Genomic DNA, 13,227 nt, shown 5'->3' on the forward strand with positions numbered 1-13,227 from the left:
TTCATGGCCATAACCCTCCTATCTTTATAGGGTCTATTTTTGCCAAGGAAACCAAAATTATACAGAGAAGGAATACAAAACCTTATTTTTCCCAAAAAAATAAGCGAAGAGTCGCCTCTTCGCTTTGGGTTGCTACATTATTCTGTGATTTCTTCGTGTACTAAAATTGGAGCATCAACATGTTCAGTTGAAACCTTGATGTTTTCATAAAGCATTTCTTTCACTTCGGAGACATCCTCAAAGTTGCTGTAAATCGTCAATAAAGATTCTCCCTTTTCAACCTTATCGCCGATTTTCTTACGAAGGAGAAGTCCGACAGCAAGATCGATTTCTGATTCCTTCGTTGCTCTTCCTGCTCCTAAAAGCATTGCAGCGGTTCCAACTTCATCAGCTACAATTTCAGACACATAGCCTGCTTCTTTTGCTTCAAGTTCAAATGTGAATTTCGCCTGCGGAAGCTTGCTTGGATCGTCGACAACAGAAGCATCTCCGCCCTGTGAGCTAAGGAATATCTTGAAAGTTTCAAGCGCAGAACCATTCTTGATGACTTCCTCCAGCATATTGCGGGCCTCTGCAAGGGATTCAGCTTTGCCAGCCAGGAATACCATGTGGCTTCCCAGTGTCAAGCAGAGCTCTGTAAGATCTTCTGGACCTTCACCCTTCAGCGTGTCAATTGCCTCTTTAACTTCTAGAGCATTTCCGATGGCATATCCAAGCGGCTGGCTCATATCGGAAATAACAGCCATTGTCCTGCGGCCAACATTGTTTCCGATTCGAACCATCGCTTTCGCCAGCTCACGGGAATCATCCAGAGTCTTCATGAATGCGCCAGCACCAGTTTTCACGTCGAGGACAATTGCATCGGCTCCCGCTGCGATTTTCTTGCTCATGATTGAGCTTGCAATCAACGGGATACTGTCCACTGTCGCTGTAACATCTCTCAATGAATACAATTTCTTGTCGGCAGGAGTTAAGTTGCCGCTTTGCCCGATTACGGCAATTTTATTTTTATTGACCAGATTGATGAATTCTTCATTATCAATTTCAACATGGAAGCCTGCTACCGACTCAAGCTTATCAATGGTTCCGCCTGTGTGCCCAAGGCCTCTTCCTGACATTTTCGCGACTGGAACGCCAACAGCAGCAACAAGCGGCCCTAATACAAGGGTCGTTGTGTCGCCAACACCGCCAGTCGAGTGCTTGTCGACCTTGACGCCTTCGATGGCGCTAAGATCGATCTGATCACCGGATTTCACCATGGCCATTGTCAGATCAGCGCGTTCTTTTTCTGTCATTCCACGGAAAAAAATCGCCATCGTCAATGCGCTTACCTGATAATCAGGAATTGTCCCGTTTGTATAGCCATCCACGAAGAACTGGATTTCTTCAGTCGTTAATTCGAGTCCGTCACGTTTCTTTTCTATAACGTCTACCATTCTCATCGTTATCACCACTTATCCGTATTTAGCCGGGAAGCTATTGCGTTACTTTTCCCCTAATTTTTTTACAATTTCGTTTACTAGTAATAGGAAGCTTGATTTGACTTTTTCCGTCGTTTCGATTACTTCGTCATGACTCAATGGCTGGTCCAGGATCCCTGCTGCCATATTGGAGATGCATGAAATTCCGAGCACTTCCAATCCTGAGTGTCTCGCAACCATCACTTCAGGAACAGTGGACATACCGACTGCGTCCCCACCTAATGTACGGACCATTCTTACTTCAGCTGGTGTTTCATACACCGGTCCCGGATTTCCGAAATAGACGCCTTCCTTGAGGGTAATGTTGTTCTTTTGTCCGACTTCTTTGGCGATGCTTCTTAAATTTTTGGAATACGCTTCGCTCATATCAGGGAAACGGACGCCAAAACGTGAATCATTTGGCCCGATAAGCGGGTTCGTACCCATAAAGTTGATATGGTCAGTGATGATCATCAGGTCGCCTGCTTCGAAGCTTTCGTTCACTCCGCCAGCGGCATTTGTCACGATCAGCCTTTCAATCCCGAGTTCCTTCATGACACGCACCGGGAAAGTTACCTTATCCATGCTGTACCCTTCGTAAAAATGGAAACGGCCCTGCATCGCAATGACCTCAACACCGCTGAGTTTACCGCACACCAGTTGTCCTGCATGCCCCTCTACAGTAGATACTGGGAAGCCGGGGATTTCGTTATACGGAATTTTTACCGGATTCTCGATATCATCAGCGAGAACACCTAGACCTGATCCAAGAATCAGTCCGATTTTTGGCTGCTGATTCAGCTTGTCATTAATGAAGGATGCTGCATTTTGAATTTGATTAAAGTCCATATATTCCACTCCTTATTTCAATTCCTTGAGGAAGCTTGTGCCATGCTCAGGCATTTTCACATTAAAGTTGTCTGCTACAGTTGCTCCGATATCAGCAAATGTTTTACGGACAGGCAATTCTTTTCCTTCTTCCATATTCTTTGAATAGACAAGAAGAGGTACATATTCGCGAGTGTGGTCCGTTCCATGGTGTACAGGATCGTTACCATGGTCTGCCGTAATGATCAGCAGGTCATCTTCATTCAATTTAGAGAACACTTCTGGAAGGCGGGCATCATACTCCTCAAGTGCCTTTCCATAGCCTTCCGGATCACGGCGATGTCCAAACAGTGCATCAAAATCAACCAGGTTCAAGAAGCTCAATCCTGTGAAGTCCTGGTCAAGAGTCTGCAGCAGTTTATCCATTCCATCCATATTCGAAATTGTGCGCAATGATTCTGTTACACCTTCACCATCATAGATATCCGAAATCTTCCCGATGGCAAGTACATCGAGGCCAGCATCCTTCAGCTCGTTCATGACCGTTCTGCCAAATGGCTTCAGCGCATAATCGTGACGGTTGGACGTACGTTTGAAGTTTCCAGGTTCACCAAGGAATGGACGGGCAATGACTCTGCCAACCATATATTTTTCATCGAGAGTCAGTTCTCTTGCAATTTTACAAATATCATAAAGTTCTTCGATTGGCACGATTTCTTCGTGAGCAGCAATCTGCAGGACAGAATCAGCAGACGTATAGACGATCAATGCTCCCGTCTGAATATGCTCTTCGCCGAGTTCAACCAGGATTTCCGTTCCGCTCGCTGGCTTGTTTCCAATTACTTTCCTGCCAGTCCGTGCTTCAAGCTCAGAAATCAATTCATCAGGGAATCCATCAGGGAACACCTGGAATGGTGTCTGGATATTCAGGCCCATGATTTCCCAGTGTCCAGTCATCGTGTCCTTCCCGTTTGATGCTTCTTCCATTTTTGTATAGAATGCCAATGGTTTTTGGGCAGGTGCAATGCCTTTGATTTCTTCAATATTGCTAAGGCCCAGCTTGGCCATATTCGGCATGTTCAGGCCGTTCATCCTTTCGGCGATATGCCCAATGGTATGCGAGCCTTTATCACCGAACTTTTCAGCATCTGGTGCTTCACCGATTCCAACAGAGTCCATGACAATCAAAAACACCCTTTTATATGTATGCGACATTCTGTATCCTCCTTAAAAGTATGAATGCGATTCCAACAATTTTTACTATTATCTTATGTTACCCAATTTTATGTTACCCGTTTTTATTTAGGTTAAATCTGGATGCTTGCGTTTTCATTCGTAAGAGGTCTGACATCTACATTGTACTAAATTAAACTAAAAACACAAGAAAAAAAGCAGGCTTTTCAGCCAGCTTTTTTGACAATTCTATGAAACTATCACGTGCTTTATCCTAAAAGCATCAATATTCAAGCCCGCGGATGGAATTTCGTATAAACATCCTTCAGCCTTGTTTTCGTTACATGTGTATATATTTGAGTCGTTGAGATATCTGCATGTCCCAGCATCTCCTGGACTGCGCGAAGATCCGCTCCATTCTCCAGAAGATGGGTTGCAAAGGAATGGCGCATCGTATGCGGTGTCAGTTCCTTTTCGATTCCAGCATCGGCAGCAAGCTTCTTTAAAATCTTCCAGAAACCCTGTCGAGACAAACTTTTTCCATGATGGTTCAGGAAGAGCGAATCATCACGGTGTTTCTTGGAAACCAGCTTCGGCCTGCCTTTTTCAAGGTACTGTTCTATGGCATCAGATGCAGTTTTGCCAATGGGAATGATCCGTTCCTTGCTTCCTTTTCCCATGCAGCGTACAAACCCCATCGTCAGGTGAACATCAGCCAGCTTCAGGCCGATCAATTCGCTGACCCTGATTCCTGTTGCATACATCATTTCAAGCATGGCCTTGTCCCGGTAACCAAAATGGTCGATAAGCTTCGGGCTGTCCAGCAGCGTTTCAACTTCCTCCATACTGAGCACTTTCGGCAAAGACCGTTCGTGCTGAGGACTCTCGATGTGAACGGTTGGATCATGGTCCACCGCTTTTTCACGCAGCAAGAAATGATGGAATGCCCGAATCGAGGCAATATGCCTTGCAAGTGTTTTGGAGGATTTTCCCGAATCCTTCAAGTGACTCAAAAAATGGACAATCTGCGCACGCTGCACCTCATTTAAGCTGCCCAGCTGCTCTACATTTTGCATATAAGCAATGTAACTATTCAAATCCCGTTTGTAGGAGATGATCGTGTTATTTGAAAGTCCCTTTTCTACAATTAAAAAGTGGATAAAGTCATCAAGCCTGTCTTTCATTTCCATTACTCTCCATTCAGATAAAACAGTAACAGCCTTTCAAGCATACTTCCATTTTTTTCGCTAAAAGTGCCTGAAACCTTTATGGCTGCTCCCTCCGGTGCGTCATATCGGTGATAACTTTCATATTCTTCATTAATCCACATGATACCATAATAAAACAGGATTGTGCATCCAGTAAACAGTATAAACACCTTTAAAGTATGCAGGATCAGTCCGAACCAGGATTTCATATACTTGCCCCCATATCGACATACATTTCTAATTTTTTTGCAGAGGTGGCTTTCAAGCGAACATACCACTCATCTACTTGGTTATTAATCTGTATGCCAATTTGGACAAGAATTATACCTTGCTATTGATAAATTAAAGGCTGTTCTCGTAAACGTTGTTGCTTACCAGTAATGACTAAGAAATTAATTTGCTGTTTGTTTTTTGCATCTTTTTAGACAGGTTCTTAAGGTACAGGACAAACCTGCCCGAGTTCTCCGCTCAGCTGACTGATTACTTTAACGAAGACTAATGAGAACTGCAGCTATAAGATTAAGAAAACGCACCAATGTTAAAAGGAACAATCTATGTAAAAACAGCCAAATAAAAACCCCTCATCCAACGGAAAAGGGGTTTGGTTTCATTCTGATACAGCCGATTCTTTTTCCTGGCATCTGTAGCAAATGCCATGGAAAGTCAAACGGTGATCTTTAATTTTAAATTTCCAGTCTCTTTCAACGATTTCTTCTACATCTTCAAGAAGATCGTCCTGGATCTCATCCACTGCACCGCATTCGATGCAGACAAGATGATGATGGAAATGGGCAGCGCCTTCCTGGCGGAGATCATACCGGGACACGCCGTCACCGAAATTGATTTTATCGACAATTTTAAGTTCAGTCAGCAGTTCCAGTGTCCTGTATACAGTTGCCAACCCAATTTCAGGGGCCTTTTCTTTGACAAGCAAATACACATCTTCAGCACTCAAGTGGTCTTCTTCATGTTCAAGCAATACGCGGACGGTAGCCTCGCGCTGCGGCGTTAATTTATAGCTGGACGAATGCAGCTGCTTCTTGATTCTCTCAATTCTGTTTTCCATTTCGATCACTCTCACTCCCCCGCCACTGTTCTTTTATTATATCAGAAGGGAAATGAGAATCAAAATAAAATTATTACAAATAAGAAACAATAGTTAGTATTATATAAGAGTAATTCTAATTAATTGTATTGATAACCGCCTTCAGAAGCACTGGCGACAAGTAGGCTTCGATGGCTGCTGCCGCTGCCAGAAAAACGATTGCGGCAACGAATGAGAATATATACCTGATGAACTGCGGCATGATCGGCTGGTTGATTTTTTTCATGAATTGATTGCGGATCATCTTCAGGGAAAACGTCACTGACATCGCTGCCGTAATAATGAATACCGGGATGATGACAAAATTCTGCGGCAGGATGGAAACAAAGGACAGCACAAATCCGTCCCAGCCCATCTGGTTGACTAGGAACCCGACCGTGAATCCCACGACCATTCCCTTCATGAACAGCAGGATGAGGATGACCGGCAGGCCAATAATGGAAACCCCGAGAATCCAGATGAGGCCGATGAACTTCCCATTATGCAAAAAGCTCTGCAGAAACAAGTCACGGCCATCCGCAACCTTTCCTGATGCTGCCTGTCCAAAGAATTGCGATAAATAATAAAACAGATCCTCTTTTTGCGTAAAACTGAGACTGTTCACAATCACTGCCCCAAAGATGACTCCCATCAAAAACAGGACAATGACAAAAAGATAGATTGAGGAATATTCACGTAAATGGGTTGCTGCGACGTCCTGGTACCTTCGTTTCTTCATCTCTCTTCCTCCTGCATATTGGTTACTACCATCATATGCTAGGAAAGACAGTCTATGACCTGAAGGAGGCAATTTTCCATTTTAATAGATTTGTCTATGTCAAATGTGTGATTGTTGATTTTCGTTCCAGCACCTTCGCATTTCGCGGGTTTCAAAGTAACAAAATCCGGCCTATTGACCGGATTTTGTTAATCTGCTATTTTACCGTATTTGCCCCCACCGCCTGCAAGGAATCTGAGTTCGCCTTTGCGAGCCTTATCGATCACTGCGGCCGTTTTGGCCGGTATGACATTTTGTAAGGACTCAAGTGGCACATAATGGAGAATGGCCATTTCTGTTCCAAAATGGTCCAGCAGTTTTTCCAGCATCTTCGGTCCCAGTCCCGGGACGAATTCGAGCGGTACCTGGTGGATATATGGAGGCCTTCCATACTGAAGGCCTGCTGATGACTTCAATTCCCCGATCCTGTCGGCTACTCCCTTCACCTTTTTAATAGAGCCGCATTTGCTGCAGGCTTCATCATAAGAAGGGGTGAAGGTGAAGCATTCAGCACAGACAGTTCGGTGGTACTTTCCAAGCTGCGGATCCAAACCATAATTCGCTCTGATGGCGCGCCCATCTTCACCTCGTAAAGCAAGTTTCAGTTCATGGAATGATGGTTCTGCCATCTCGATTTTTTGGTATTCCCTTGCAATCTTTGCGAGGGAATGGGCATCCGAGTTGGTGACAAATGGATAGCGATGAAGCTCGGAAAGCTGGTCCGCCATCATCGTATCAGAACTCAACCCTAATTCGACAGCATCAATCATGTCTGGATCGAAAACTTCTGTCAGGGATTGATTCACTCCTTTGCCATACAGGCTTTTGAAAGGCGTGAACACATGGGCTGGGATGAAAAGCCCCCCAAGTTCCTTCACCTTCCTCTGCAGATCTTTGCCTGAAATATATACCCTTTGTGAGCTCAAGTGAACATTTTTCAGGTGGAATGACAACCAGGATGAAAAAGCCTTCATCTTGTCCAAATAAGGAATGTAACACAATACATGAATAGGTCCCTGCGTGCTCTCATCATTGATTTCAAGTTCCGAACCAAGGATCACGCTCATTCCTCCATACATCAAACCGCCATCAGGATGCTCCTCAAGTTCACCAGCCTGCAGCAATTGCCCCATTTCTTCAAGCACTTCCGGTGAATGGCTGTCGATAATGCCAATCATATTCAGCCCTTTGTAGTCCCTGGCATGCTCGATGATGTTGCTGAAGGTCAGTGTCTTCGCACCAGTAATCTTAACAGCACGACCGGTTTTCGTCCGGCCGATATGGATGTGAAGATCTGCAAAGTATTCTGCCATTACTTGCCCAATGCCTCCAGAAGCTGTAAATGCTGGACTGCATAAGCCGTTTTGGCGTCAAAGATTTTTTGTTCCTTTACAAGCTGAATCGCCTCATCAAGCGTAACCTCTATCAAATTGACAAACTCATCTTCATCTGCGGATGCAGGGTTGGCCTTCTGGGATAAGCCTGCTGCCTTGTAAATATGGATGATCTCATCCGCGAAACCAGGAGATGTATAAAAGGAAATGAGCCATTCCATTTGGGCGCATTCATAGCCCGTTTCTTCCTCAAGCTCGCGTGCCGCACAAATCTCCGGTTTTTCACCAGCCTCAAGCTTACCAGCAGGAATCTCGATAATCGTTCGTTCCAATGCCTTCCGATATTGCTCCACCATGATGATTTTATTGTCAGCAGTTACGGGAATGACTGCCACTGCACCTGGATGCTTGACAATCTCCCTTTTGGAGGTTTTTCCGTTGGGCAGTTCAACATCATCTACCTGCAGACGGATGACCTTTCCGGAAAAAATCTGTTCCGATTTCAACGTTTTTTCTTCGAGAGTTTTCATGCATGTCCACTCCTGTTCTAATCCGATATCAAATGCTCATACATTTTACCATACTTAACCGGAAGGAGTATGGTGATGAAAATTTATGTACATGAACAGGGAATCACCCTAACTGGAAAATCGTGGGAAATCAGGCGTCTCTTAAGGCAATACAGCAAGAAGCATGTATTTGTAAAGGATTGGATTGAGACCATCCACCAGCAGGGACATCGTCCAGATTAGTTGAATGCTTTCCATTCCTTTCGCTAAAATAGAAACAGCATGAGGAACGGAGTGATTTTATGAAAAAAAGGCAATTGGGTTCGTCGGATTTATATGTCAGCGAAATTGGTCTTGGCTGTATGTCATTGGGAACAGACTATAAAAAAGCCCAGAGTGTGATTGAAGCCGCCCTGGCAGAAGGCATCAATTATTTTGACACTGCTGATCTGTATGATTTTGGTGAAAATGAAGAAATCGTTGGAAAGGCACTACGAAGTGTAAGGGAACAGGTCATCATCGCGACAAAAGCTGGGAACCGTTGGACAGATGCAAAGGACAGCTGGACCTGGGATCCTTCGAAAGCTTATATCAAAGAAGCAGTCAAGCAAAGCTTGAGGAGGCTCGACACTGATTACATCGACCTCTATCAGCTGCATGGCGGGACAATCGAGGATCGTATCGAGGAAACAATCGAAGCCTTTGAAGAATTACGAGCGGAGGGCTATATCAAGTATTATGGCATCTCTTCCATCAGGCCAAATGTCATTCGGGAATATGTCCAAAAATCAAATATGGTGTCAGTCATGATGCAATATAGCATGCTCGACCGACGTCCTGAAGAGGAAGTGCTGCCTCTGCTCCATGAAAAAGGCATCAGCGTTGTAACGAGAGGAACTGTCGCGAAGGGTATGCTGAGCGATCGAATGCTTGAAAAAGCGACAGCAAAAGGATACCTCGACTACACCCCTGAAGAATTGGAGGAAATATTGCCATTGTTGAAGGAGAAGCTTGCCCCATCGCGATCGCTCACAGAGGTCGCGATCCAGTATAACTTATCCAATCCGGCAGTCGCCTCCGTCGTTGCTGGGGCCAGTACAGTTCAACAAGTAAAGGAAAATGCCCGGGCAGCAGGTGCTGCTCTTCTGGCACAAGAGGAGATACAGCTGATTCGCTCGATTACAAAATCGAACAAGTATGAACAGCACAGATAAAGAACACAAAGCGCAAGCGCTTCGTTCAGCCCCGACAATCGATGGAGGGCCCACCAGTGAAGTCGTTCTTTGACACCATTGGGCGGACCGAAATCGAAAAGTGTAGCCAACTGCCCAGAAACGCAGAAACTGGAGACTCAGACAAAGAAGTTCTTTTTGCTTCTGCCGGCGGAGTTGAAGTTTCGAAGTTTCTAGGAGGCGAAACTAGACAATTCGAAAAGCGGAGGCGACTGCCCAACTCCGACAAGCGTTGGAGGGTCTGACTGTGAAGTCGTTCTTTGACTTCATTGGCAGGACCGAAACGTCTCGAGGAGTTATGAGCCGCAGCTAGCCAAGCGACTCGAGGGGCTAGGCGCTGGAGCTGGATTAGAAATATTCATGGAGTTATCCACAACTCAATAACTTTATAAACTCCTTAACCAAAGCAAAAAAATGACCCCTTTTCAATTCTGAAAAGGGGTCATTTTTTACACAATTGCATACAATTATTTTTTCTTACAAACGTCCGGGAACAGGTCCCCTTTCGCCTTAGGCCAACATTAACAACAACGTATATCCCGCCATCCCTGCAGCAAAAGCCCAAAAGTTGCTTTCACGCTCTTCCGGAAGTTCTTCTTTCATCACGTTGAGGATCACCCCGCCAGCGAGCACGGCAAATAACACGGCAATGACGCTCTTATCCACCTTAACGGCAATGCCAATCGCCCATCCCATAAGGATTGCAGCACCCAGCAGCCAGCGGCCGAATTTGTCATAGCTTTCCTTATGTGCCTCACGGAGCGCATTGTCACTCGTGATAAAATGGACAGCAAGTGCGATAAAATAAAAAATCAGCCCTGTAATGGTTTCTTGTTCTCCATGCAGCAACAGATAACCAATTAGGGCATTATAAATGAAAAACGAAGTGATATGGATCCAAAAGACACCGGCAGAAGCACGATTCCTATCTTTTTCTTCCTGCTGTCTTTTCTTTGATACTTTTACCATCCGTTCCAGGCCGTAGAATAAAGCTAATCCGATCATGGCGACAACGTACGTATGGTTCTCCAGGAATTGCAGGGCCTCAGATTGGATGCTTTGATCAAGTACTTTATTATGCTTATTCAACTCAGGTAAAAGGTGGATGAATACATAGGCAACCGATATTCCCCCTGCCGCTGACAGCAGCCTGCTTCTCGGAACATTATCCAGGAAAGGCAAATATCTGGAGAATAAATGAATAGCAATAAATCCTAGGGCGAGTAACAAAGATATGAAGCGTTCCATGCTTAGCTCCTTTGTGTTTTATCCTCACAATTCCCTTTCACAAAGAAGCAAAACATTTTTCCTATAACGGCTTCCAGGCCAATGCATTTTGCTCCAGTTCGATTGCCAGCGGAGCTTTTTCCTCTATATACGCTTCAATGTCATATTCATATTTACGGGCTGCTTTCTCTTTAATCTCTGCGTATCTGGCTGCTTCCTCTGGATGAGCCACCAGATAATCCCTGAAGACAAGATGCCTGTGCAATTGCGGATCCCCTTTTTTATAGGCATGTAAATGGACCTTCCGGATCCCCTTCTCATCATTCTTCTGAAAATAACGCCGACCCTGTATCCCGTGCTCCCCTTTCGCCTCGTAACCAGCAGCTTGAAGGGCGGGGGTTGCCTCTTCAAGTTCATCCAGAGAGTCTGCAGCCAGCAAAATATCTATAATCGGCTTGGCACTGAGGCCGGGTACAGATGTGCTTCCGAAGTGATGGATTTCTGGTTTTCCTTGCTGAAAGATAGCTTCAAGCAGGTGCTTTTCTGTTTGAAAGAGCGTTTTCCATTCAGTACGATAAGGAACGACCTCTACTCTCCTGGTGCTCATTTGAATTTCTTCCAATCCATATCACTTTCTGAAAACAGTTCTTCAAATGACTTGTTTTTTTCCCTTAGTCGCTGCTCTTCTTTTTTTCGTTGGATCTCTGCCTGCTTCTTCTTCTCTTCCTCATCTTTCAAGATCTGCTGCTGGTCCTTTAGCTTTTGCATGATATCCTGATTAAGAAGATCACCCAAAGTAGCTGGCTTTTCTTCTCTCTTGACTGGTTGCTGACGCTTTTGTTTCTTTTTCACAGTGAATCCCTCTGTTTCTTGTACTTTTTTTAAAAGATTATAACATCGAAATGACTCAATTAAAATTAATTACGAAGAAGGAACGCCCTCATGAAAGGCGTTCCCACTTAGGTATCAATATGCATCTAATACTACTGCGTCGTCTACCTGCAATTCCGGTTCTGTGGCTTTGATGATATCTTCGACTGTATAGCCGGCTGCTACTTCAACGAGTTTCAGCCCGAAAGGTGTTACGTCGATAACGGCCATATCTGTAATGATTCGATTTACTACACCCTTGCCTGTCAGCGGCAGGCTGCATTCCTTCAGGATTTTCGCTTCGCCGCTCTTATTCACATGCTCCATGATGACGATGATCTTTTGCGCTCCATGGACAAGGTCCATCGCACCGCCCATGCCTTTGATCATCTTGCCTGGAATCATCCAGTTTGCAAGATCGCCAGCCTCTGAGACTTCCATTCCGCCAAGGATCGCCACATTGATGTGACCGCCGCGGATCATCGCAAAAGATTCTGCAGAATCAAAGTATGCAGCACCAGGAATCGCTGTAACCGTTTCTTTGCCTGCGTTGATCAAATCAGGATCGACGCTGTCCTCGGCTGGATAAGGTCCAATTCCCAGCAAACCATTTTCAGACTGCAGGACAACCTGTTTGTCGCCGGAAATGAAATTTGCCACCAGTGTCGGCATGCCGATACCCAGGTTTACGTAAAAGCCATTCTCAATTTCTTTTTCAGCCCGGCGCGCGATCTTCTCCCGGACATTCCCTTTGTTTTTAATCATATGCCTTCTCCTTTCATGATCAGCCAGAGTTAACTTCTCACTGTCAGCCTTTCAATCCGTTTCTCCTGATTGCCCTCAATCAGTGTCTGGACATAAATGCTTGGAGTGTGGATACTGTTCGGTTCCAATTCGCCCACTTCATACAGATTCTCTACCTCGGCAATCGTGACTCTGCCGGCTGCAGCGATCATCGGGTTGAAATTCCTTGCCGTCTTGTGGTAAACGAGGTTCCCCATTTTGTCGGCCTTCCAGGCACGGACAATGCTGAAATCCGCAGTCAGCGATTCCTCAAGGAGATATTCCTTGCCGTTGAACATGCGTGTTTCTTTGCCTTCAGCGATTGGTGTACCTACTCCTGCCGGCGTATAAAATGCCGGAATCCCTGCACCGCCTGCCCTGATTTTTTCAGCCAGCGTTCCCTGCGGAATTAATTCTACCTCGATTTCTCCAGACAATACCTGTCTTTCGAATTCCTTGTTTTCCCCAACATACGAACCTACCATTTTCTTAATCTGCTTGTTTTTAAGCAGCAGGCCAAGGCCCCAATCATCTACGCCGCAGTTATTGGAGATGACAGTCAGGTCTTTTACCCCTTTTTCTACCAGTGCCAGAATGGCGTTCTCAGGAATCCCGCAAAGGCCAAAGCCGCCAACCATCAGAGTTGCGCCATCATGGATATCTGCCACTGCGTCTTGAAAGGATGTGCAAATTCTTTTCATCGTTCTTCCCCCTTTGACTATGGAAGCACAGGCAAGTGCC

General features: G+C 45.2%; 16 protein-coding genes. 2 read left to right on the forward strand and 14 right to left on the reverse strand.

Translation table 11 applies throughout. From position 1 onward, the window contains the following. Positions 1–137: 137 nt before the first annotated feature. From EJA10_RS09535 to EJA10_RS09575, 9 genes are all read right to left on the reverse strand, one after another. Complete coding sequence (locus tag EJA10_RS09535; protein ID WP_125479773.1) at positions 138–1,442, reverse strand: pyrimidine-nucleoside phosphorylase; 1,305 nt, start codon at positions 1,440–1,442, stop codon at positions 138–140. Between the two features lie 42 nt (positions 1,443–1,484). Next, the gene (locus EJA10_RS09540) at positions 1,485–2,309 is read right to left on the reverse strand and encodes a purine-nucleoside phosphorylase (RefSeq protein ID WP_125479774.1); all 825 of its coding nucleotides are present in this window, start codon (positions 2,307–2,309) and stop codon (positions 1,485–1,487) included. 12 nt (positions 2,310–2,321) lie between these two features. Next, entirely contained in the window at positions 2,322–3,503 is a 1,182-nt protein-coding gene (gene deoB / locus EJA10_RS09545; RefSeq protein WP_125479775.1) for a phosphopentomutase, read from the reverse strand. A 248-nt stretch (positions 3,504–3,751) separates the two neighbouring features. Beyond that, positions 3,752–4,645 carry a site-specific tyrosine recombinase XerD gene (xerD, locus tag EJA10_RS09550; protein WP_125479776.1) on the reverse strand — a complete coding sequence of 298 codons (894 nt, stop codon included), beginning with the start codon at positions 4,643–4,645 and terminating at the stop codon, positions 3,752–3,754. Between the two features lie 5 nt (positions 4,646–4,650). Then, positions 4,651–4,878, reverse strand: a complete 228-nt coding sequence (locus EJA10_RS09555) for a YqzK family protein (RefSeq protein WP_125479777.1) — start codon at positions 4,876–4,878, stop codon at positions 4,651–4,653. 398 nt (positions 4,879–5,276) lie between these two features. Then, positions 5,277–5,735, reverse strand: coding sequence for a ferric iron uptake transcriptional regulator (gene fur / locus EJA10_RS09560; RefSeq protein ID WP_125479933.1), 459 nt, complete (start codon positions 5,733–5,735; stop codon positions 5,277–5,279). A gap of 115 nt (positions 5,736–5,850) precedes the next feature. Continuing rightward, on the reverse strand, positions 5,851–6,492 hold the full coding sequence (gene spoIIM / locus EJA10_RS09565) for a stage II sporulation protein M (protein ID WP_125479778.1): 642 nt from the start codon (positions 6,490–6,492) through the stop codon (positions 5,851–5,853). Between the two features lie 188 nt (positions 6,493–6,680). Next, on the reverse strand, positions 6,681–7,844 hold the full coding sequence (locus tag EJA10_RS09570; RefSeq protein WP_125479779.1) for an endonuclease Q family protein: 1,164 nt from the start codon (positions 7,842–7,844) through the stop codon (positions 6,681–6,683). Further along, positions 7,844–8,395, reverse strand: a complete 552-nt coding sequence (locus EJA10_RS09575; protein ID WP_125479780.1) for an NUDIX domain-containing protein — start codon at positions 8,393–8,395, stop codon at positions 7,844–7,846. The genes EJA10_RS09570 and EJA10_RS09575 overlap by 1 nt, the downstream gene beginning before the upstream one ends. A 75-nt stretch (positions 8,396–8,470) precedes the next feature. On the opposite strand from EJA10_RS09575, the gene mciZ reads away from it, so the two are divergent. Then, positions 8,471–8,617 (forward strand): Z-ring formation inhibitor MciZ, encoded by a 147-nt coding sequence (gene mciZ / locus EJA10_RS09580; protein ID WP_125479781.1) that lies wholly within the window; start codon positions 8,471–8,473, stop codon positions 8,615–8,617. Positions 8,618–8,676: 59 nt separating this feature from the next. Further along, complete coding sequence (locus EJA10_RS09585) at positions 8,677–9,588, forward strand: aldo/keto reductase (RefSeq protein WP_125479782.1); 912 nt, start codon at positions 8,677–8,679, stop codon at positions 9,586–9,588. A gap of 528 nt (positions 9,589–10,116) precedes the next feature. Here the strand turns inward: EJA10_RS09585 and EJA10_RS09590 are convergent. The 5 genes from EJA10_RS09590 to EJA10_RS09610 form a co-directional block, all read right to left on the reverse strand. Then, entirely contained in the window at positions 10,117–10,854 is a 738-nt protein-coding gene (locus EJA10_RS09590) for a hypothetical protein (protein WP_125479783.1), read from the reverse strand. Between the two features lie 61 nt (positions 10,855–10,915). After that, positions 10,916–11,440: a GrpB family protein gene (locus tag EJA10_RS09595; RefSeq protein WP_125479784.1), complete on the reverse strand. Its 525-nt coding sequence runs from the start codon at positions 11,438–11,440 to the stop codon at positions 10,916–10,918. Further along, positions 11,437–11,685 (reverse strand): YqkE family protein, encoded by a 249-nt coding sequence (locus EJA10_RS09600; RefSeq protein ID WP_125479785.1) that lies wholly within the window; start codon positions 11,683–11,685, stop codon positions 11,437–11,439. The genes EJA10_RS09595 and EJA10_RS09600 overlap by 4 nt, the downstream gene beginning before the upstream one ends. A gap of 114 nt (positions 11,686–11,799) precedes the next feature. Then, positions 11,800–12,468, reverse strand: a complete 669-nt coding sequence (locus tag EJA10_RS09605) for a 3-oxoacid CoA-transferase subunit B (RefSeq protein WP_125479786.1) — start codon at positions 12,466–12,468, stop codon at positions 11,800–11,802. Positions 12,469–12,497: 29 nt separating this feature from the next. Further along, positions 12,498–13,187, reverse strand: a complete 690-nt coding sequence (locus EJA10_RS09610) for a CoA transferase subunit A (RefSeq protein WP_125479787.1) — start codon at positions 13,185–13,187, stop codon at positions 12,498–12,500. Between the last annotated feature and the right edge of the window lie 40 nt (positions 13,188–13,227).

Source organism: Mesobacillus subterraneus, from assembly GCF_003937825.1.
In the GTDB taxonomy this organism is placed as follows: domain Bacteria; phylum Bacillota; class Bacilli; order Bacillales; family Cytobacillaceae; genus Mesobacillus; species Mesobacillus subterraneus.